At 33.9% G+C, this 20,140-nt stretch carries 34 protein-coding genes; 19 read left to right on the plus strand and 15 right to left on the minus strand.

The genetic code is table 11. The features are described from left to right. Nucleotides 1-63 precede the first annotated feature (63 nt). A complete protein-coding gene (locus SIB53_RS09485; RefSeq protein WP_158466703.1) occupies nucleotides 64-375 on the minus strand; it encodes a DUF3764 family protein in 312 nt (103 codons plus the stop codon). Between the two features lie 104 nt (nucleotides 376-479). On the opposite strand from SIB53_RS09485, the gene SIB53_RS09490 reads away from it, so the two are divergent. From SIB53_RS09490 to SIB53_RS09530, 9 genes are all read left to right on the plus strand, one after another. Continuing rightward, on the plus strand, nucleotides 480-701 hold the full coding sequence (locus tag SIB53_RS09490) for a hypothetical protein (RefSeq protein ID WP_269605856.1): 222 nt from the start codon (nucleotides 480-482) through the stop codon (nucleotides 699-701). 157 nt (nucleotides 702-858) lie between these two features. Further along, entirely contained in the window at nucleotides 859-1,776 is a 918-nt protein-coding gene (locus SIB53_RS09495; RefSeq protein ID WP_413677956.1) for an AEC family transporter, read from the plus strand. A 63-nt stretch (nucleotides 1,777-1,839) separates the two neighbouring features. Next, complete coding sequence (locus SIB53_RS09500; RefSeq protein WP_413677957.1) at nucleotides 1,840-2,040, plus strand: hypothetical protein; 201 nt, start codon at nucleotides 1,840-1,842, stop codon at nucleotides 2,038-2,040. 266 nt (nucleotides 2,041-2,306) lie between these two features. Beyond that, nucleotides 2,307-2,498 carry a hypothetical protein gene (locus tag SIB53_RS09505; protein WP_413677958.1) on the plus strand — a complete coding sequence of 64 codons (192 nt, stop codon included), beginning with the start codon at nucleotides 2,307-2,309 and terminating at the stop codon, nucleotides 2,496-2,498. Between the two features lie 181 nt (nucleotides 2,499-2,679). Then, nucleotides 2,680-2,871 carry a hypothetical protein gene (locus tag SIB53_RS09510; protein WP_413677959.1) on the plus strand — a complete coding sequence of 64 codons (192 nt, stop codon included), beginning with the start codon at nucleotides 2,680-2,682 and terminating at the stop codon, nucleotides 2,869-2,871. 29 nt (nucleotides 2,872-2,900) lie between these two features. Continuing rightward, on the plus strand, nucleotides 2,901-3,203 hold the full coding sequence (locus tag SIB53_RS09515; RefSeq protein WP_413677960.1) for a hypothetical protein: 303 nt from the start codon (nucleotides 2,901-2,903) through the stop codon (nucleotides 3,201-3,203). 59 nt (nucleotides 3,204-3,262) lie between these two features. Further along, the gene (locus SIB53_RS09520; RefSeq protein ID WP_413677961.1) at nucleotides 3,263-3,475 is read left to right on the plus strand and encodes a hypothetical protein; all 213 of its coding nucleotides are present in this window, start codon (nucleotides 3,263-3,265) and stop codon (nucleotides 3,473-3,475) included. A 51-nt stretch (nucleotides 3,476-3,526) separates the two neighbouring features. Continuing rightward, a complete protein-coding gene (locus tag SIB53_RS09525; protein ID WP_269605866.1) occupies nucleotides 3,527-3,730 on the plus strand; it encodes a hypothetical protein in 204 nt (67 codons plus the stop codon). 137 nt (nucleotides 3,731-3,867) lie between these two features. Beyond that, entirely contained in the window at nucleotides 3,868-4,128 is a 261-nt protein-coding gene (locus SIB53_RS09530) for a hypothetical protein (RefSeq protein ID WP_413677962.1), read from the plus strand. Between the two features lie 91 nt (nucleotides 4,129-4,219). On the opposite strand, the gene SIB53_RS09535 is transcribed toward SIB53_RS09530, so the two are convergent. Then, nucleotides 4,220-4,807 carry a rhomboid family intramembrane serine protease gene (locus tag SIB53_RS09535; RefSeq protein WP_413677963.1) on the minus strand — a complete coding sequence of 196 codons (588 nt, stop codon included), beginning with the start codon at nucleotides 4,805-4,807 and terminating at the stop codon, nucleotides 4,220-4,222. A gap of 173 nt (nucleotides 4,808-4,980) precedes the next feature. Between SIB53_RS09535 and SIB53_RS09540 the strand changes: the two genes are divergently transcribed. After that, entirely contained in the window at nucleotides 4,981-5,307 is a 327-nt protein-coding gene (locus SIB53_RS09540) for a hypothetical protein (protein ID WP_413677964.1), read from the plus strand. 73 nt (nucleotides 5,308-5,380) lie between these two features. Here the strand turns inward: SIB53_RS09540 and SIB53_RS09545 are convergent, their stop codons facing one another. After that, the gene (locus tag SIB53_RS09545) at nucleotides 5,381-5,998 is read right to left on the minus strand and encodes a hypothetical protein (protein WP_413677965.1); all 618 of its coding nucleotides are present in this window, start codon (nucleotides 5,996-5,998) and stop codon (nucleotides 5,381-5,383) included. A gap of 579 nt (nucleotides 5,999-6,577) precedes the next feature. Between SIB53_RS09545 and SIB53_RS09550 the strand changes: the two genes are divergently transcribed. The 8 genes from SIB53_RS09550 to SIB53_RS09585 all read left to right on the plus strand — a co-directional run bounded on the left by SIB53_RS09550 (nucleotide 6,578) and on the right by SIB53_RS09585 (nucleotide 12,499). Beyond that, entirely contained in the window at nucleotides 6,578-7,330 is a 753-nt protein-coding gene (locus tag SIB53_RS09550; protein ID WP_413677966.1) for a PAP/fibrillin family protein, read from the plus strand. Nucleotides 7,331-7,434: 104 nt separating this feature from the next. Next, nucleotides 7,435-8,964 (plus strand): phytoene desaturase family protein, encoded by a 1,530-nt coding sequence (locus tag SIB53_RS09555; RefSeq protein WP_413677967.1) that lies wholly within the window; start codon nucleotides 7,435-7,437, stop codon nucleotides 8,962-8,964. Between the two features lie 43 nt (nucleotides 8,965-9,007). After that, a complete protein-coding gene (locus SIB53_RS09560; protein WP_413677968.1) occupies nucleotides 9,008-9,271 on the plus strand; it encodes a hypothetical protein in 264 nt (87 codons plus the stop codon). 136 nt (nucleotides 9,272-9,407) lie between these two features. Then, nucleotides 9,408-9,542: a hypothetical protein gene (locus SIB53_RS09565; RefSeq protein WP_413677969.1), complete on the plus strand. Its 135-nt coding sequence runs from the start codon at nucleotides 9,408-9,410 to the stop codon at nucleotides 9,540-9,542. Between the two features lie 255 nt (nucleotides 9,543-9,797). Further along, the gene (locus tag SIB53_RS09570) at nucleotides 9,798-10,358 is read left to right on the plus strand and encodes a CIA30 family protein (RefSeq protein ID WP_413677970.1); all 561 of its coding nucleotides are present in this window, start codon (nucleotides 9,798-9,800) and stop codon (nucleotides 10,356-10,358) included. 200 nt (nucleotides 10,359-10,558) lie between these two features. Beyond that, nucleotides 10,559-12,034, plus strand: coding sequence for a glycosyl hydrolase family 57 (locus SIB53_RS09575; protein ID WP_413677971.1), 1,476 nt, complete (start codon nucleotides 10,559-10,561; stop codon nucleotides 12,032-12,034). A gap of 90 nt (nucleotides 12,035-12,124) precedes the next feature. Next, on the plus strand, nucleotides 12,125-12,316 hold the full coding sequence (locus SIB53_RS09580; RefSeq protein ID WP_413677972.1) for a hypothetical protein: 192 nt from the start codon (nucleotides 12,125-12,127) through the stop codon (nucleotides 12,314-12,316). A 48-nt stretch (nucleotides 12,317-12,364) separates the two neighbouring features. After that, the gene (locus SIB53_RS09585) at nucleotides 12,365-12,499 is read left to right on the plus strand and encodes a hypothetical protein (RefSeq protein ID WP_413677973.1); all 135 of its coding nucleotides are present in this window, start codon (nucleotides 12,365-12,367) and stop codon (nucleotides 12,497-12,499) included. 1,173 nt (nucleotides 12,500-13,672) lie between these two features. On the opposite strand, the gene SIB53_RS09590 is transcribed toward SIB53_RS09585, so the two are convergent. The 3 genes from SIB53_RS09590 to SIB53_RS09600 form a co-directional block, all read right to left on the minus strand. Further along, complete coding sequence (locus SIB53_RS09590) at nucleotides 13,673-13,936, minus strand: hypothetical protein (RefSeq protein WP_413677974.1); 264 nt, start codon at nucleotides 13,934-13,936, stop codon at nucleotides 13,673-13,675. A gap of 5 nt (nucleotides 13,937-13,941) precedes the next feature. Then, nucleotides 13,942-14,145 (minus strand): hypothetical protein, encoded by a 204-nt coding sequence (locus SIB53_RS09595; RefSeq protein ID WP_413677975.1) that lies wholly within the window; start codon nucleotides 14,143-14,145, stop codon nucleotides 13,942-13,944. Between the two features lie 169 nt (nucleotides 14,146-14,314). After that, nucleotides 14,315-14,467, minus strand: a complete 153-nt coding sequence (locus tag SIB53_RS09600; RefSeq protein WP_413677976.1) for a hypothetical protein — start codon at nucleotides 14,465-14,467, stop codon at nucleotides 14,315-14,317. A gap of 470 nt (nucleotides 14,468-14,937) precedes the next feature. Here SIB53_RS09600 and SIB53_RS09605 point away from each other — a divergent pair, with 470 nt between their 5' ends. Next, entirely contained in the window at nucleotides 14,938-15,234 is a 297-nt protein-coding gene (locus SIB53_RS09605) for a DUF3764 family protein (protein ID WP_413677977.1), read from the plus strand. A gap of 20 nt (nucleotides 15,235-15,254) precedes the next feature. Here the strand turns inward: SIB53_RS09605 and SIB53_RS09610 are convergent, their stop codons facing one another. The 9 genes from SIB53_RS09610 to purT all read right to left on the minus strand — a co-directional run bounded on the left by SIB53_RS09610 (nucleotide 15,255) and on the right by purT (nucleotide 19,979). Beyond that, complete coding sequence (locus SIB53_RS09610; protein WP_187152583.1) at nucleotides 15,255-15,404, minus strand: hypothetical protein; 150 nt, start codon at nucleotides 15,402-15,404, stop codon at nucleotides 15,255-15,257. Nucleotides 15,405-15,484: 80 nt separating this feature from the next. Next, the gene (locus tag SIB53_RS09615; RefSeq protein WP_413677978.1) at nucleotides 15,485-15,817 is read right to left on the minus strand and encodes a DUF1499 domain-containing protein; all 333 of its coding nucleotides are present in this window, start codon (nucleotides 15,815-15,817) and stop codon (nucleotides 15,485-15,487) included. Between the two features lie 261 nt (nucleotides 15,818-16,078). Further along, nucleotides 16,079-16,630 carry a nitroreductase gene (locus tag SIB53_RS09620; RefSeq protein WP_413677979.1) on the minus strand — a complete coding sequence of 184 codons (552 nt, stop codon included), beginning with the start codon at nucleotides 16,628-16,630 and terminating at the stop codon, nucleotides 16,079-16,081. Nucleotides 16,631-16,782: 152 nt separating this feature from the next. Beyond that, nucleotides 16,783-17,052 carry a hypothetical protein gene (locus SIB53_RS09625; protein ID WP_413677980.1) on the minus strand — a complete coding sequence of 90 codons (270 nt, stop codon included), beginning with the start codon at nucleotides 17,050-17,052 and terminating at the stop codon, nucleotides 16,783-16,785. A 169-nt stretch (nucleotides 17,053-17,221) separates the two neighbouring features. Then, nucleotides 17,222-17,353: a hypothetical protein gene (locus tag SIB53_RS09630; protein WP_413677981.1), complete on the minus strand. Its 132-nt coding sequence runs from the start codon at nucleotides 17,351-17,353 to the stop codon at nucleotides 17,222-17,224. Nucleotides 17,354-17,476: 123 nt separating this feature from the next. Continuing rightward, nucleotides 17,477-17,647: a hypothetical protein gene (locus SIB53_RS09635; RefSeq protein WP_413677982.1), complete on the minus strand. Its 171-nt coding sequence runs from the start codon at nucleotides 17,645-17,647 to the stop codon at nucleotides 17,477-17,479. A gap of 124 nt (nucleotides 17,648-17,771) precedes the next feature. Further along, entirely contained in the window at nucleotides 17,772-17,942 is a 171-nt protein-coding gene (locus SIB53_RS09640) for a DUF4278 domain-containing protein (RefSeq protein WP_413677983.1), read from the minus strand. Nucleotides 17,943-18,565: 623 nt separating this feature from the next. Next, the gene (locus tag SIB53_RS09645; RefSeq protein WP_413677984.1) at nucleotides 18,566-18,757 is read right to left on the minus strand and encodes a hypothetical protein; all 192 of its coding nucleotides are present in this window, start codon (nucleotides 18,755-18,757) and stop codon (nucleotides 18,566-18,568) included. A 58-nt stretch (nucleotides 18,758-18,815) separates the two neighbouring features. Then, entirely contained in the window at nucleotides 18,816-19,979 is a 1,164-nt protein-coding gene (gene purT, locus SIB53_RS09650; RefSeq protein WP_413679152.1) for a formate-dependent phosphoribosylglycinamide formyltransferase, read from the minus strand. Between the last annotated feature and the right edge of the window lie 161 nt (nucleotides 19,980-20,140).

Genomic DNA, 20,140 nt, shown 5'->3' on the forward strand with positions numbered 1-20,140 from the left:
TAGAAATAGTAAACTCTGGTATTCGATCTTTGGTGATTCGATAAGTATACGACCCATGTTTGATTAAGCAGCTTTAAACTGAACACTACTGTTGTCGGTCCATGTCCAAGCAGACTTCTCCATTGTAGATAGATCGACTCTGTGGCTCGCCATCCAGTCTCCATTGGCTTCTATAAATTTCTCAATATTCCCCTCTGGGTGCTGATGTATAACAATTATTTTTTGAGGGTCATCATCACTACACCCTCTGTACAAAGGCTGAATATTAAACTCTCTATGCCTTCTGGTAGCTTCTTTGCTGTCGAAGATTGCAGCCCACTCATCAAAGGTGCTTTCAACCTTAAAAGTAAAAACTGAGGTGACAGTAGAAGACATCTAAAATCTTTAATATGGGTAAACGATACCCAAACAAAACAAAACTGACTAACAGTTGTTGTAAAAACTAGATAAATAAGAAAACTTTCTGCTAGAAATAGCTAATGCAAATACCAAGAAAAACCCTCAAACGAATCATTAACTTAATTGTTGTTCTAATCGTTGCCATTGTTGGGTTCATAAAAGTAAAGCACCCATTTAGTTATTTAATAGGAGTCCCTGTTACCAGTTGGGTCGTTTATCTTTTATGTAATGCCATGTGCACAGATATTCTTTTTGGAGAAACATTAGGTTGTTCAGAAAAAAGTATTTACAAGGAGAAATAAGCTAACTACGAATTAAAACTTTCTCAATCAGTGAAGAGAACCAGATGTCCCTAACCTGAAAAGTACTTGCAAAGATAAACTCAACTCAAGATATCAAATTAATCATAAAATCACTCTTGACCACTCAACATAACAAAATGATATTCGCTTTACTCAGTTGGAAATAATCTTTCTTTTAGCTGAATTAATACCATGTCTTTTAATAGGTTATTTACTAGGACGATTTAAAAAAGATTTATCCCTAACGATATCTCGTCCTTTAATGAGCTATGGAATTCCTGTCAGCTTGATGGGGATATTACTTAAGTCTGGCCTTGAATTCCCTTTGATAGAATCTGCGGCTTTAGCACTGGTAGCTATTGGCTTTTTAATGACTCTATTAAATTGCCTTCCTGGTATAAAAAACTTAATACCAAACAGATCTCTTCAATTAGGTAGTGCATTCGGAAATACTGGGTATTTCGGAATACCAGTTTCACTAGCACTGCTTCCAAATCATGCTTTGATTTACAGCATAGGTTTTGACCTTGGTGCGACATTAGTAATTTGGAGTATCGGTCCAATACTGCTAACAGATCCTTCAAAAATTTTAAGTTCTAATAGATATTGGCAGAATTTCATAAAAGCAATCTTTAGAAGCCCTGCAGTAAAAGGACTGATTGGCGCATTAATAGTTCATTCATCACCATGGAATGAACAAATAACAGCCTTACTATGGATACCTTCAAGGGTTGTAATTCTTTTAGCACTTGTAATCGTGGGAATGCGTCTAAGTTGGCTGAGGAAAGAAAATCTCTCAAGAATAAAAATCCAAATAACATCCATAAAAAATGCTTTAATCATGAAACTGGTTGGATTGCCAGTCATTATGTTGATCATTTCCTCAGTGATCAGATTACCCAACGTCATGCGAGAAGCTTTAGTACTTCAATCAGCTGCGCCAACAGCAATATCTGTCTTACTAATATCCCAAGCAGCGTCAAGAAATGAAGATGAAGCCACATCGCTTGTTGTCTTAAGTACGATCATCTCGCTCATATCAATTCCTACTTGGTTGATGATTTTAAGATTGTAAAAAGTTAACAACTATCGTCTTTTAACTCAGGTTGCCTAAGTTGTAAGAAATACAATTTTTTTAATGACCTCAGCTACAGCAACAAAAGCAACAGCAAAGAAAACAGCGGCAGTAAAATCATCAGCAGTAAAATCTCAATCAATTTATTCATCAACCCAATCAAGATTTGCTAGTTCAAAGCTAATTCAAAACCTAGGTTCATCTAATGATGGGGTTCAATTCGATTTTTCAAGTTCGTTAAGAACTGCATTTGGAAGGGACTGAAGAATATGGACCTTTTAAAAACACTTTTTACAGTTGTTATATGTCTAGGTATTGGATGGGCAATCTCAAAAGGGATCATGTTTGGTTTGACTCATATTTAATATGCCTGAAGAATGGCATCCTACAAATGAGGAACTTGAAGTGATAGAAAGTGCATGGATGCGTGTCAAGATCGCATGCGAAAAAATAAAAGCGCAAACAACTGCAAACAAATAATATATTTCAAATATGCTTAACGAAATAGCAGATCATTATCAAGAAAATTAATGGCTAAAGAATGGGAACCAAAAGAAGAACATCAAGCAGTTATTGCAAGGAGTATAGAGTTTATTTCTGATGAATTAGCTGAGTTACAAGAGGCTTTACGGTGTCCAAATTCATTTATTGTTGAAATAGCTAATAGGGTAGTATCTGAATATAAAACAAACCAAGTCATCATTAGAAGAGATGAAGAATAAATGGAATTTCTGCAATCACATGATTTAAACCAAATGGGGCTTTGGACGCCTCTTATTGGAGGTATTCTTCTTTACGTTGGCTTAAATCTAAAAATCACTGAAGTTGATCCTAATGAGTAATCAATACATGAACAATGAGTACAACGATAAGAAAAGGTTCAATTTATTAGAATAGTTTGGGATGAGACAAGGAACTCTTGAACTAATTTTTTTTGCTCTGATTTTCTTGAGTCTTCAATTTTGGTGGATAAGGATGACAATTAAAAATGGTCGAACTGGAGAAGTAGATAAATGGGGGCAAAAAACAAACCAAAAAAAACTAAATGAATTGGAGAAAGTGAAGCAAGATTTAGAAAAACTTTTTCGATCTTAGTTCTCAATACTAATAAAACTCTTTAAATAATGAACTATCAAATTTTGCTTGAAAGCTACGCTGCTGGTGAATGGATTAATAAAGACGAAATATCATTACTAGAATTAGAACTTGATTCTCAATTAGAATCTATTAAATTTTCTCGCACTCAAGGTTGCACAGAAAAAGCACCAAAGCACATTTGCGAGGCAGCTCAAGTTTGCGAAGGTAGTAGTTGGATCACATGCTTTGCTTCAATACTAGATAAAGCCAATCCCCTTTCTCTGGGGAAGAAATCAAGAGGAGCAATAGTCATTGACGCACTTCTGGATAACAATTATTTAATGAATTAAACTAGGAAAAACATTTATAAATTCATTTTTAATAGACAAATTATTATCAAACAAATCCAATGAACAATAGTGAAAGTCGTGAAGAAAGGATAAAACGTTTTAAAAATCTCTCAAGTGCAGAAAGAAAATTGTTGATTAGAAAGAAACTAGAATTACAAGGTTTAACAGAGGGAAGCGGTGTGAGGGGAAAGGATCAATCTTCTTACGACAAAGAAGAAATGATAGATCTCATTCTAATAACAAGATGTTTTCAAAAGAATAATTTTCAATAATTCATCCAACCAAAATTTGTTTTACGAAGTTAGTCCCTGCAAAATGGGCATATGAATAAACCTATTAAAAAAAAGAAAATTACCTTTGCAAGGTTTGCTGTTCGTACTCTTGCTATTTCTGCAAGCACCCTTGCTCTATTTGATTTTCTAAAAGGAGACTATCAAGCTGGAGGGCTTCTAGCACTTGGATGGTTAACCATCGTGATCGGGGAGAAAAGGATGTTTAATGGGGAAAAGACAAATGAAGAAACCTAAGAAAATTTCCAACTGTTAACTATCAATAAATAGATCTATAAAATTCATTCACCTTTTATTCTCTATGCCACCATAAAAGAGGTAACAGAATATGAGACTTTAAATATTGAGGCATTTTATTCCACCCCATTAGTTCTATGAGTGAGACAAAGAAAAATAAGAACTTCAATCTGACAGAAATGAAGTTCAAGTTTAATGATCTATTTACTGGAATTGCCTTACTGTTGTGTGCATTTTTATGTGCTTTTAGCCTTGCACTAATTGCAATAAGGCTAGGGCCAATAGCTAAATGGGCTGATTATCAGACTATTTGTGTTGAACAAGAAAGTTTAAAATCCCCAATCGAATGGGCGGTGCGTAAGTGCAATGGAAGGTCAAAAGTTTATCAAGTGAAGTAAAGGAAACTCAATTAAAGTTGAGTTGAGGCCTTTTACTATTCAGAAGATAACGTATTTCGTAAGAACCAATAACATCAAATCAATAGTTTGTTTAGAGCCAAAACAATAGAAATCCTGCCAAAAGTCCAGACATATGACCTAACAAACTAATGCCAGGTAAGAATGACCAAATAATTCCAATACCTGTAAGCACAGAAATAGATTTAAGTAATCTTGGATCTTTCTTTAGGTGACATCCAATGAACAAAAATCTTTTCTTTCCATAAATTGTAGTCATTAGAATAAACGCGTCGATGCCAAATAAAACACCACTAAAGCCAATGGCTAGAGACATAGGATTTCTATAAATCAAAATATCTACGCACCAACAAATGAACGATTGGAGAGGCATTATCAATACAATGAAAGCCAGAAAGAAATAGTAACTTTGAAGGCTTAAAGATTTAAGAAAATATCTAGCTACTATGATTCCAGAGATATTTGCCAATAAATGATTAACATCACCATGAAAAAAATGGGATGTAATAATCCTGTATGGCTCATAAAACAAACGTCCAGACCAATAAGCAATGGAAGCCTTATCAATTATTCCAAAGAAATCTGTTGCAAAGAAGCAAATAGTGCAAGCCAAAAAGGGGACAAAATATTGCCAATCATCTTTTGAAATCTTCTCAAGCATTCGTAAATAGATTTACCAATAATCCAATCGTACTTCGTGAATATGATCTATTGAAAAACGAATAGGGCTAATTCTTTAACTATGTGAATAAGCTAAAGTATTTAGCTATCAAGAACATCACCCATAAAGAAAAGGACTAAGGCCTAAGGTGAACAAATCTATTATTGATATAAATGAAAATTGATGTAAAAAAGAGACTAAATCTCAATAGTTATGAATGGTGGAGAAACCATCGAAGGTTTGTAACCCTTGGATTATTTCTTGCAATTTTTGCAGGCTATGTCAGAGGTCCTTCAGCGAAAGACTTCAAAGTGAATGATATTTGCGGACGTCTAAGCGCTGATTTAATTACAGGGGAAAAAGCTGCAAGAGAATTGAAATTAGGAAAGAAAAGAATCGAGGGGCTAGAAGGAGAGAAAACTGATATTACTAATCACTACTACCATGCAAAGTACTACTGCCAAGGCTACACAAAAGGCAATGTAGGATTGGGATACTAATGACATCTTTACTAAAATAGCCAGAGAAAAGCATTGCACTTTTCAGGCCGCTTTAACGGATCTGGCTTTTTGACTAAGCTTTTACAGCTTTAAGACTAACTTTTCTTGCACGCTTCGCAGGTCTTCCTGCTACAGCCTTAGATGCTCTCTTTGAAACTGACTTTGCGCTTGAAGTTGCTTTTTTAGCTTGAGCAGAAGCTACTTTCTTAACTGCTGTTTTAACTTTAGAAGTCTTAACTTTTGCTTTTGTAGCGCTCTTGGCTGGAGCAGCTTTAGCTACTGCTTTCTTTGCAGTTACTTTTTTAGCAGCAGTTTTTTTGATAGCGGCCTTTTTAGCAACAGTTTTCTTGACAGCAGCCTTTTTAGCTGAGGGTTTTGCTGAAACTTTTTTAGCACTAGTAGTCTTACGAGTACGGTGAGAGAGAATCAAAGCCCACTCATCAGCACTAACATTTGCAGGCTTATTACCATGGATCTCAGAAACTTTTGCAGCTTTCTCAATATCCTTTATTAAGTTTTTCCAAGAAGCAGCATAACGCTTATCAGATTGTGACTTAGCACCGCTCTCTACAAGAGTTTCAACAACTTGTGATGCTGTTACTTTTTTTCTTCTTCGGTTAAAAATTTCCTTTTGAAGAGTAGCGATCATGGCTTCGCCTTTAGCGCTAACTTTGATACTTAATTGAGACATTGAATTAAGAATTACCTATATACAACATCTAGCACATTGTGGGTATCCAAACCGAACAATCTATTTACATGTAGATGTAAATAGTATTTGCATCTTATAAATTTACATAAAAAACTATTCAATTACAGAGATAAGGAACACAAAAATTGAGTTATAGGCTTGTTTAGAAAATAGATCGGTAAAGTCTCACTTAAGGAGAAAATGACTATCAAGAAGGAATTAAAGTTTTATTGATTTTCTAAAAAAGTAGGCAAAAATCGCTATAAAACACAAAAAACAAAAATTCGAGCAACAACCTAGCTATCTATTGAAAATGTTCTTTCTAATTTTGCTTTTATTTGCTTTAAAGACGGTTCTGAGACCTTGAGAATTTTTTTATAAAAGCCAAAAAGTTTAAGACACGCCAAGGGAACAAATATTGTCAGTAGTAAGGTTTTAGTTGTAATCATATGGATGTTATAAGCCAAATCAGCTAGAACCGCTCAAATATTACTTGTTAAACCTATATATAAACTCAAGGTCTTTAGAAAATTTTAGTTAAAGTCAAGGTGTTAAGCAGGAATTAACCAATTAAATAAAATGCAAGATAGGAAGGATCTCAAAGCCCTTATTTACCAGGTAGCTGCAGCAACAGATAGAGGTCAAAGAATGAACGCGATGATTGCTCCCATGTATCAAAATAAATTAGTAGAGATGAATAAATTAGTTGAAGATCTACTGCCCCTATCAGATGAAATAACTCAGAGTTCTATTGAAGGTGAATGGGAGCTTATTTACTCATCAGTTGAATTATTTAGAAGCTCTCCATTTTTTTTAGCCATTGAAAAGGCTTTAAACAACAAATCAAAAAGCGATTTATTTTTCAAGCTTCATCTTTTACAAGTTGGTTCATTTGGTCTGTCAACTGTTGGAAGAGTCGGTCAATATCTCAATTTTAATAAAGGGGAAATGATCTCCACCTTTGATACAACTATCTTTGGACTTACAACTATCCCAATTCTTGGGTGGTTCAAACTTCTGCCTACCTTTGGTGGTCGCGTCATAACTCTGGCTAAGGGGCTTCAACTAAAAGACAACATACTTTCTATGGAGTTAGAGAAGACTAAGGTGTCAGAGGTTGATGGTCTGGGAAAAATTCCATTTGTAAATTCCATTCTTATGGAAAGATGGTATCCAGTTAAAACCGTATGGAAACTTCTTCCATGGAATAAAGAAAATCCAAAATGTGAGATTAACGTGATCTATGTAGACGAAAATTTAAGAATCATTAGAGATATGCACGGAGCAATGTTTGTTTACATACGACCATCTATTCCTCTTCTAGACCAATAAAAAATCAAAGCAAATTCCCTTCTCAAATACTGAATTCACTGAACCAATTCCGATGAATTTGTAGTAGAAACTCTAAAGAAGAAAAATTCCTTTAAAAAGAATAAATGAAAAATCCAGAAGTAATAGTAATTGGAAGTGGTATAGGAGGATTATGTTGCGCAGGATTGCTAGCAAAAGCTGGTAAAAAAGTCCTAATTCTTGAGGCTCACTCAAAACCAGGGGGAGCCGCTCATGGTTTTCAGAAAGATGGATATACATTTGAATCTGGACCATCTCTTTGGAGCGGAATAGGTACTTGGCCTACGACAAATCCATTAGGTCAAGTCCTAAAAGCTCTTAACCAAAAAGTTGAATTAATTAAATATCAGGATTGGAATGTTCAAATTCCTGAAGGTGACTACACGATTGGAGTTGGAGATAAAAGATTCCTTGATCAGATCAATTCAATTAGCGGAAATGATGCCATTAAAGAATGGGAACATTTTATTCAAGTAATTAAACCAATTGGTGCAGCAGCTAATGCAATTCCACTAATAGCGCTAAATCAAAACAAGGAAACTATTTTTCAGCTCTTAAGACGTAGTAAAACACTCGTTACTCACTTGAAATCTTTTAAATACCTTGGAGGTGCTTTTGGAAATTTAGTTGATGAACATCTTAAAGAGCCATTTTTACGAAATTGGGTTGATTTACTTTGCTTTCTAATAAGCGGTTTATCCAAAGACGAAACGAATGCAGCTGCGATGGCAACCCTTTTTGATGATTGGTTTAAACCAGATGCCTACCTGGAATATCCAAAGGGAGGGAGTGAATCTATCGTTAAGGCTCTATTAAATGGAATTTACTCATTTGGAGGCAAGCTTCAACTTAATTCAAAAGTTAGTCAGATAATTATAAAGAGGAATAAAGCAATCGGAATTGAGCTAAAAAATGGTGAGAAAATCCTTGCAGATCATATTGTTAGCAATGCCGATATTTGGAACACCCTTGATTTAATACCAAAAGAAATATCTCAAAAATGGAGAGAGGAAAGGTCCACAACTCCAAAATGCAAGTCATTTCTTCATGTACATCTTGGGTTTAATGCAGAAGGTCTAGAAAATATTCCACTCCACTCAATATGGGTTGATGATTGGTCTAAAGGTATTACTACCGAAAGAAATGTAGTAGTTCTCTCTATACCATCGGCTTTGGATCCAACAATGTCACCTCCCAACAAACATATTCTTCACGGATATACACCTGCTAATGAGCCTTGGGAAATATGGAAAAATCTTAAAATTGGTACAGAAGAATATGAAAGGACAAAAGAAGAGCGGTGCTCAGTCTTCTGGAAACCGATTAAAAAATTGGTGCCAGATATAGAAGAAAGAATCGAAATAAAAATGCTAGGGACACCACTTACTCATCAAAGATATCTAAATACTAAACATGGAAGTTACGGTCCAGCATTATCAGCTGCAGAAGGGCTTTTCCCAGGGAATAAAACACCAATTAAAAATCTTTTAATGTGCGGTTCAAGTACATTCCCAGGGATCGGTATTCCACCAGTGGCAGCCAGTGGCGCTATGGCCGCCACTACAATTCTTGGTTCCAAATTTCAAAGAGATCTAATCAAAGAGCTAGACATATAAGAAAACACCTATTGTTGATCGATAACATGAAAACACAAATCAAATGAGCAACTCACTCAATAAAGCTTTTACAGGAGTAATCGCTCTAGCTCTGATTGTGATAGCTGTAGGTCGCATCCCATTTTCAAGAGAAAAAGAGCTATCAAATTTATGCAGGGAATACTACACAATGTACCTTAATCAGAATGACTACTCACTAAAAGAAAAAAACACAAAGATCAAAGTGATTGCAAATAAAACAGGTCTTAAAGCTGAAACAAATAATGTTGGTAATTTTTGTAATTCGTTCTATTTCAACCAAAGGTAGATATTAAATAAGCAAAATAGGAAATTTTATCTGAAAATATTTCTTCAATTTTTAATAGGAACAAATACATCCGTAATTCTATCGATAGATTTAATATCAATTTAGTAGTTAAATAAAGATAGTAACGAGGAAAGCTATGAAGAAAGAAACTTCATCAAATATCCTTGAAAAAATAAATGTCGCAAAAGAAAGAATCAAGGAATTACAAACAATGATTAACTATTGGGAAAGCGGCAAAGTTGCCAGCTTTTGGGATACTGAATGCTCGTAAATCCATCCTCTCCGGCTTGCCTTCTCTTTAATGAGTAACCACCATCACTGGATGAATCACTAACCCAACTCAAGCGAATAATTTTATATCAGAAACTTCTCTAATCAACTTAGTAGGTGAGAGAAATCAACCCAAAGACTTTAGAAATCTTTGAATAAGTTGCAGAGGTATATTTCTTTATCTGGTGAAATCTTCATTTTTAAACTCATGATTTTAAAAAATTTTTTATAGAGTTAATAAAAATTGTTGGTAAAAATGCCGGAGATATCAAAAGTCGTTTCATCCAGTGACTTTGATGATTGGTTTTCTTTGAACGACACTGTTATGGGAGGCTCAAGTAAGGCAGCTTGTAGAGCTTCCTCAAAAGGCCTGTCCCTGGAAGGTGTTGTAGTTGAGGAAAAAGGGGGGTTTGTTAGTTGCAAATCTCCAATTTTTTCACCAATTCTAAATTTATCCAATTATCAAGGTTTTGAATTAAAAATTGAAGGGAAAGGTCGAACTTTAAAATTTGGAGTGTCATGTAAATACGAAGTCTTTAGCTTAAGAGAATTTTTCTTAGATAAGTCACCTGGTGGGCTCAGATGGGTAGCAGAAATAGAAACAAAAAGATTTGGGACAACAACTATCAAAGTACCTTTTGAAAGCCTTGAACCAACTGTTCTTGCAAAAAAAATTTCTTTACCAATTAAATTCAAATCAGACGCTATTAACCAATTTCAATTACTACATTCCAAATTCGGTAGACCAGGTGAACTTAATCCTGGCTTTAAGCCTGGCAAAATAAATTTTGTATTACAATCCATTAGTGTCTATTAGCACAATTAGAAAAATAAATGTATTTATATTTTTCTAATTTTATAGGTAATAAAAATACAATGAATAGTAAAAGTATTTCTCAAAGAAATAAACCATATAACAAATTAAATCTATGAAAAACATTTTTTATTGTATATACTCCAATTAATTCAGAAAACGTCCTTTAAATGGGACTGCTTTAAATATATACCCTCAATAAAATGATGAACAAAGACTTACCACCGATATGTGGTTTTGAATTTGAAATTAATAAGTTAGTAAATAAGGAAAGAAAAAGTAGACAATTCGAAGAAAAGTCAAGGTTAGAGAATGTTAATTCAGGATTTGCATGTGCCCTCCATATGCATCAACCAACAATTCCAGCAGGTAAGAATGGAGAGCTCATTTCACATTTGCAATATATGCTTGAACACACTTCAGAAGGAGATAATCACAATGCCGAACCATTTGCTCAATGCTATAAACGTCTAGCTGAAATCATTCCAAGCCTGATAGATGAAGGATATGATCCCAAAATAATGCTTGATTATTCCGGTAATCTTCTTTGGGGAATCGAACAAATGGGTCGCGAGGATATTCTCTCATCGTTAAAGCTCCTAACGTGTGATTGCACAGTTCAACCACATGTTGAATGGCTAGGCACCTTTTGGAGTCATGCTGTAGCCTCTTCAACTCCACCTTCTGACTTTAAATTACAGATAACAGCCTGGCAGCATCACTTCTCGTCATTATTCGGTGAAGATGCATTGCATCGAGTGCAAGGATTCTCTCTTCCCGAGATGCATCTTCCAAACCAACCTGATGTTCTTTTTCAATTAATCAAAGCTCTCAAAGAATGTGGATATCGTTGGGTAATGGTTCAAGAGCATAGCGTTCAAAATCTTGATGGCTCATGTCTTAGAGACGATCAGAAATATGTTCCAAATATGCTCAAAGCACAAGGAAGTAATGGAGAGAGCATCTCTATTCTTTCACTAATAAAAACTCAAGGGTCAGACACCAAGCTTGTTGGACAAATGCAACCTTATTACGAGGCCATAGGGCTAAACAAACAATATTTAGGCCAACATATTATCCCATCGTTGGTTTCCCAAATTGCTGATGGAGAAAATGGCGGTGTAATGATGAACGAATTTCCTCAAGCTTTTATTCAGGCTTATAAAAGAATTGGTCCAAAAACCGATATAAGCCCCACAATTGCTATGAACGGATCTGAATACCTCGACTTCCTAGAGACTTTAAATATTGATGAAAATAATTATCCATTGATACAAGCAGTCGGGCAAGACAGAATATGGGAAAAAATCTCAGGGCCAATAACTCCTACTTTGGTTAAAAAAGCAATTAATGAATTAAAAGAGGAAGATCAATCTTTTTCTTTGAGTGGAGCCAGCTGGACTAACGATTTGAGTTGGGAAGATGGATATATAAATATTTTAGAACCAATGTCAAAACTTAGTTCCTATTTTCACGAAACATTTGACCATTTATTAGTTCAAAATCCATCGTTAACAAAAACCCATGACTATCAAGAAGCGCTCCTATACCTTTTGTTATTAGAAACTAGCTGCTTCCGTTATTGGGGACAGGGAAAATGGACTGAATATGCTAAAACGATCTTCAGAAAGGGTGAAGAGGTGATTAGAAACTTTGAAATTTCAGCACAGAGCAGTTAATCAATTTTGTAAAGGCATCAATCAAGAGAAAGAAAAAACTAGCAAAAAATTATTTTTTGCGTTAAGGTCACCGACCAAAGCTTTAATAAAATGACTAGTACAAGTTTTGACAAAAATGGACTGGATAAAGCAGGTATTCATTGGATGCAATATCTTTCAATGACATCAATGTCATTGCTTATATTTCTCATAGCATTAGACAAAGCCGTTCCTAGCTTTCATCATTTTGTTTTAATTTCAATGGCCAAAGCAGGAATTATCTGTAATGGGATAGCTGGATAACATACTTTGACAGATCCACTGACCTCGCCAGAGAAAAAATATTAAACTATGAAAGGAATAATCAATCCAGACAACGATGGTTACGATCCATTAGAGGAATACTTCAAAAAGAAAGGTGACGCAGATGAAAATGAAACTGAAGAATATTTCCCTGAAGAAACTTCTAAACCACCCCATTATTAAGGCAACCAAGAAAGGGCTGATGATAATTAAAATAAACTAATGATTATTATCTATGTGAAATGTAGGTACCTTCGGGATAGAGCCTTGAGATTGCATTAAATCGCTTTGATATTTGTCGTTCTTTGTCAATATTAACTTTACGATTAAGAACCAAAACGTTGTGAACCATCCATAGAAAAAAGCCAATAAGCCAATACCAAGATATGGGATGAGCCAAAATTTTTATTTATCATCTAATTTTAGGATGGCAATCATGTCCGTTCTTTTCATAAGTATTTAAACCTTTTGTTATTACCCCAACATCAAAATTAGATTTTTAAAAATGATTACTCAAGACTATTGCTCTTTTCACCACATCAACAGCTAAGTAGGACTAGGTAGAACTGCTCAAGTCATTTATTAAACATGAAAATATTTGGTATAAATCAAGCGAATGTATACTTATTCATACTGGATTATTCATAGATTTTTCGACCATTATTCCTCCCTAGATAAGAGAGTGTATTTAGGTCTCTAATTTGAGATTGAGATTCAAAGTTGATTGCATTATTAAAGAGCTGTAATTTTCTCAAGTTTTGATTTTTGGAGAATAAGCTAAAAATATGAGCTTTTCAAATGCCTTTCCATACATATAGTTTGGCAATCGTTCTCTTCCGCACTGCTAGATATTGAACAGTATGTTACACACTCAAGATAATCTTCAATTGGATCAACTTGGTCTTGAGACATTTTCTTAGCATCAATAGTATTCATAAAAGTCTCTTACAATTAGCGTTAATCTATCCTTTCTTTTTATTTTTTTCTATCGGTATTACTTACTAACTTATACGCATAAGAAAAACTGATATATCTATCATATTTCAACTAAAACGTAATGGCGAAATGGGGATTAATCTTCATTTTAATAGCTCATATAAATAGTTATATAAAAAAAATCGCATAAAAAAAGAAAAGCTGTAAACAACTAACTCAAAATTAAAATAATTTTTGTGCTATTTTCTCAATTTTATTCTTATTCCTATTCTTTCTCGAATAGCTTTTATCGGAATCATATCTTTCATTTGATCATCTATTTGCTTTCTAATTAAATTTCTAAATAATTGAGAAAGCAACACCAAAATAAAAAGAGATAATACAATGGTCCACAATGCAATTAATGAATAAGTATCCATTTCAAAGTTCTCTATATATTGCCCATTCATCACCATCAGCAGTGACTTCAGAAAGTAACGCAACAGCTATGTCGGACTGATCAGAGCGTTTAACAATAATCTCTTTACCACCCATATATGGATCATTGAACTCTGATTTTGAACGGCTAGCCTCTAGCTGTTCAGATGGTGTCAAAACTTCAAGAATTTTACTCCATATCTCATCATCTGAAGCGAAAGGAGGAACAGAAAATTTACTCGGGCTACTTCCTTTTTCTTTATACATATTATTTAATTTTTAGCTTTAATCTCTTTAACTTCACTAATTAATCGCTCTTGTCGTTCAGGGGTAATAAATCCAAGAGATCCACACTCATTAATATCTTGAATTGGATCTGATAGTCCATCATGTTTCTCTAGCCATCCCTCCGTGCATCCTTTACATGCTAATTCATTTAATTCATTAGCTAAAGACTTGGCTTTCAAGCTATCCATAAATAAAAATTTAATTCCTTCTTTCTTTCTACTCTACAGTCATTCGATATTTAAAAGAAAAAAAATTAATAGCCTTATTGAACAAAATTGTAAAGTTGGAAAATTTACACCCTATTAATAGATATGTGGAATCAAAGAAAATAAGAACCAACAATATCTAGTTAGGAACTCATGCAGCTTCTTTTTTTAATTCCCGATAAATAGAAATGTCTATAGGTCTATTCACATCGGATTGAAAATCAACAATGTCTTGATAAATCTCATTAGGTAAAGGTTGCATTTCGCATCTTGAATAACATTTGCTGTAGTCAAGCTTTTTCATTGAAAACCTGTTGCCTAGGCGCTTAAAGATAGACAATGTCAGAATGCAACTTGAGTTAGTTATATCGTTAGAAGCTGTAGATGCAATACGCAAAACTACTAGCCTTCTCTATTAATTGAATGAATAGTTATTACTAATATTATTTTTTTGTAGCAGTTGCCACTTCATATCATTTGGTATAAAAAGCAAACTTTAAAAAGAGTATTAAAAAAAGATGTCTTTATCTCCAAATGAGATGACACCGTACATAAAAAAAATTCATCAGAAATTTGATGAATCCCAAACGTTTTTAGTGAAAAATGGTTTTCTCCTAGCCACAAAAGGGCTTTTACAAGACATCGAAAACGCTAGCGGCATAAATAAAAAAAAATAATATCATTCCTATGAGATGAAATCGAAAACAACAAAGTCTCTAGGGCGACAAGTAAAATGGTAGGCATGTATATCCTCTAAAATTCATTACCTTTTCCATGGCAACTGAAATCACTGTTTTAGACTTCAAGCTTAGCAATACTTTTTCAGAGTATTGCACTCATATGAATGCACTAGAGCAGCAGAAGATGTTTAGAGAGATGGGAGTTAAAACTTTTTATATCGCCGAATGTATAGGAAACTCAAAAAGAGCAACTGTAATGTTTGAAGGACTAGAGAATGTTTTATATAACATTTTTATCAGTCCGGAAACAAAGCCTATTGTTGAAGCCTCTGGTCATATTTATGAAGAAACAAAAATCACAAGATGGAAAAACAATTGTCCTAACTGCTAATTTAAACGTGTTGGAGTTCGTCATGTAATTGTATCTGGAATCATAGGTATTGAATGTTTTTTGCCGTCTGGGCTTACATATATATTCTCTTTCCCATATTCTGTATCAATGATTTTTTCAAAATGAGTCCCCTTTGGAAGATGTAAAAAATATTTTTGTGCTCTGTTCATTTTATTTATACAGTTATTTAAAAATAACTAGCATTGTTCCCAACGACAACAATTTGATTGTTTTATGAAAGTTTTGGTGGCTAACTATTTGATTTTTCTAGAGCAGTTAATAATCTTCCCACTCTATTTCCATTAACTCCAAGATCTCCACCACCATATCTTGATGCCGATTTGATTTGAATCTTCTTATTGATTTTTAAAATCTCCAAGTCGTCTGGAAATCTGAAAATCAAACTACGACATACCCCTTTCCAATATTTATCATTAGCCTCTAAAACTTTGGTTCTAGGGATTTTCTGCGCAATCTTAATAAGTTGCTCAAAGGTCTTGTCAACATCTTCAAATTCTTTTTGAAAAAAAACGCAATTAAGCGGATTCAAGCAGGGACTAAGACCTAATTTAGGATCTGGCATATTTTCTATGAGTTCACATATTGATCATGAGAAAAGTTTATCCCCCCTTTGGTCTTGTTTTTCAGAAATTTATTACTAAGTGATGTCTAGTTCTCCCTACCTAAAATACCCGTGCAAAAACTATCCTTCGATTAAATTTATACAAAACAATTTTTGAGTATGAAACGATTAGATAAAAGAGGGATGATGATGATTGTTTTCAGTGTGGCCTCAACACTTCCTTATCAGTTTCATTATCTCTCTTCCATGAGTTAAAACAGTTTAATCCCTCTCTCTATAGATAGTACTAATTAAAGGTCTATAGATTAAAGGCGGCTCATTTCCATATCCAATCCAAATAAAACCAATAATTTCCTCCTCACTTGAATTTATTTGTGCGATTTGATAGGTATTAGGGTCTTTAGTGATTTTTCCTGTTGACCACTTGCAACCAACACCATCGGCGACAAGTGAAAGCGACAGGTTTTGAATCGCGCAAGCACAAGCAGCATAATCTTCGAGTTTTTGAGCTTGATTATCAGTACTTACTTGAGTGGCAATAAGCAAATGGGAAGGGTTTAGCATTTTTTCCCTTATTTTTTTTAAACTAGATTCATCTATTGACTTATCACCAAACTTTAGAGTTAGCTGTAATTGATATAGAAGTTCCCTTTTTTTTATCCCAATGTTGGTAAAACGCCATGGGAAAGTCCTTCTGTGGCAGGGTGCCTGATTAGCTGCAACTATTGATTTTTGAATTACTTCGCTAGGAACACTTTTTTTGGAAAAAACATGAATGGTCCTTCGTTTTTTAATTGCTTCAGCTATTTCCATGATTTTTTCTTGACGTTATTAACTAAACTATTAGCCATAGTGAAAATTTTACAAAAAATTAGTTTAGAGACCTGTACAAATAAAAGGCGTTTAAATTATCTACAGCTTGAATCTCACATCCAAAAAAACCATGATTAGTTGAAAATCACTTATTAAGCAACTTTGTCAAGATTTACATTTGATGGTTTTGAAAATAACGAGACGACTTGACCCATGGGCGTCTTGAACACTCGTTCGACAATCTCTCCTTTATCAACAATTACTTTGGTATTAAAGGATCCAGCAGGTAAATTCTCAGATCTGTTTTTCAAAATATGCTTTAGCTCTGGATAGTGATCATTAGGTTTAAGAACCTCTTTTAACTCAGGATGCAGATCTAAGATTGCGTCATCAAAGGCCTTAAACTTTTTCGTTAAAACCATACTTAGAGAGAGCTGTTATGTATGTCTTGTAACCTACTAATCTCATGACGTAAAGAGTATTTAAACTAAGTTAGGGATAAAATTAATAAGACTTTAAATAAAGCTTTAATGAGCAATGAATAAATTCATATAATAGCTTTTACTGGTAGCTCAAAGTGCAAAATAGTCATTAATATCTAGTAGCATCAATCACTCGATGTTCATGATGAGAGATAGACGTTACCTCAGTATTTCTGTCATTTAAAACTGACTGTGTAAAAACAGTAATAGCTGCAATACTTGGTGTAATAGGTAAAAACATGAACAAGGCCAACACACTACTGTTAGGTTTAAATAATCTTTGCATTAATTAATAAAGAATTCAATTATTATTCTCAACAACTTTTAGTTGATTTGCGTGTTCGGTTTCCCTTGGATAAAGCTATTAGTTTGACCTGTAATACCATCTAAACACCTTTGGTCTTTTCCAGAGCATTGAATAAATAGCTTCAAGTGCCTTTTGAGTTTTAGGCAGCTTGCAACTAGGCCATGACTGTTGAGTAATCATTGTGATTATTTCGGAGTCATTATTATTTCTACATCGGATACCACCCATAAAACCAGAGTAATAGAACTCAGGCAAAAATACATAGAACCAAAAATATTACTCAGAGATATTTGTGGGGGAAATAAGCATAAAAAAAAGAGGCAATTTATGCCCCTTTTAGATCTCCCTTAAATTACTTTTGGTATGTATTACCTCTGTAAGTTAAGGATGCTTGCATCTGCTTTTTAGCTTCTGCCTGCCTTGTTGTGTAGACGTTACTTCTGTAACTAAGTTCTACAAGTTTTTTTGGAGTAGCTTCTTTATGTTGAAGGTACTCTTTGCCTCTGTAAGTAAGAACAGTCATTGCTCTTTCTCGTAGTGCTCAAGACCCCGTTCCATGTCTCGAGTCTTACTGCAGCTTAAAATTCAGCTGAACGTGTATCAAAAATAACAGAAATTATCTTCAAACGATGTTCCCAGTGATACATAAAACAGAGAATTAAGTAGTATTAACCGAATTAGTTGCATTTCTTACTAAAATGCACCCTTAAATCACTAAGAAAGTTAGTTATTTAGCCTCTTCTTTTTCTTTCTTAAACTAAACCAACCATCCTCCTTTCCCCTATTCTTACAAAGTCATTAAAGTGCAAAAAAAGGATTCTAATATGGCAAAGATTGTCAAAGTAATTAACGACTTAAACCCAGAGAAAGAAATATTTAAAAAATTGAATCAAATGCTTCCTTAACACTTCAAGAAGGTAAACCATTCAGCAACCACACAAAAGCCTCGTTATTTAATACCCAGTTTTTAAAAACTACTATCACTATTAAATTAATCAAAAGAAGCATGAACAAACGAAGTTTTGGATCCTCTATCCCCATAAATCTATTGTAATTTAATTTTTGCTAGGCAAGGCCAGTTAGAAAGATATTACAATCATGAGGCTAAAGGAAGTTAGTAAGCAATTAATAGAATATGTATGATTATCAATCCGCTTTAAAAGGCCTACCACCTTTACTTAAATAATCCATATATTTATCAGATTCTTTGAGGTAATAATTCCTGCTTTGACCAATATATCTAGCTTCAATTAAGAGATCCGTAACTTCAGGCCAAAAAGATTCAGGGACTAACTCAAGAGGGTTAATTGCGCTTGGATTCCAATTTAACTCAGTCAAAAATAGAAACCAAATCGACTTGCACTTAATGAAATCAGATAAACAATCTGAATTAAAATTATTCATTTATAAATTGGACTGATTGAGCTGCTTTATCAGCTTTAATTTTTGCCTCATCGATGGTTTCGGCCTTTGCTACAGCTACTCCCATTCGACGACCTTCAGTAGAGCTCGGCTTGCCAAATATAAATACACCTGTATTCGATTGACTTAAAGCATCTTCAAGTCCCGTAAAAGCTATGTTTGAAGTTTTCTGGGAAGCCAAAATCACTCTGCTCGCAGAAGCTTCATGGCAAACTATTTCTGGAATTGGGATACCTAAAACAGCTCTAAGGTGTAATTCAAACTCATTTAAATTTTGGCTAATCAAAGTTACTAAGCCTGTGTCATGTGGTCTTGGTGACAGCTCTGAGAAAATCACCTCCTCACCCTTAATAAAAAATTCAACACCAAACAAACCAACTCCACCAAGATTATCAGTGACACATTTGGCTATCTTCTGAGCCTTATCTAAAACACTTTCAGTTAATGTAGCTGGTTGCCAACTACATTGATAATCTCCATTCTTTTGCTCATGTCCTATCGGTGCACAAAATAATGTTTTACCATTAAATTGTCTAATAGTTAATAAAGTAATTTCTAAATCAAAATCAATAAATTCCTCTAATATAATTTTATTTGATTTACCTCTTGATTTTTCAATAGCCAAATCCCAAGCCTGGACCAAATCATTTTTATTATTAACTAAACTTTGTCCTTTACCTGAAGAACTCATGACTGGTTTAATTAGTAAAGGATAACCAATCGCCTCTGCATGCAAATCAAGCTCAGATTGATTCATCGCATAACTAAATTTTGCAGTTCTTATATTTAATTCGTTAGCAGCTAAATCTCTAATTTTATCTCTATTCATTGTTATTGCGGTAGCTCTTGCATTTGGTATTACTGTTATCTTTTGTTCGATTTCCTTTAATACATCTACTGCAAGAGCTTCAATTTCAGGAATAATTATATCAGGATTACATTTATATATCACTTCTTTTAATTCACTAGCATTATTCATATTTACTACTACAAATTGATCAGATATCTGCATGGCTGGTGCATCATTATATCTATCACAAGCAATAACATAACAACCTAATCTTTTTGCTGCTATTGCAACCTCTTTACCTAATTCTCCACTACCTAAAAGCATTATTTTCTTTGGAAAAACGTTCATAATCATATCTATAGGTCAAAAATATAAATTAATATAATATCTCTTAAACAGAATTAATAATAAAAAAAAGAAGTAGAAATTAACAGAGACACTTAAAGGAAAAAATTATTCTTAGTACAACAGAGCGTTTGTTGTTGATGGATAAAATCAATTGATCATTC

This window comes from Prochlorococcus sp. MIT 0916, assembly GCF_047305155.1.
Classification (GTDB): domain Bacteria; phylum Cyanobacteriota; class Cyanobacteriia; order PCC-6307; family Cyanobiaceae; genus Prochlorococcus_B.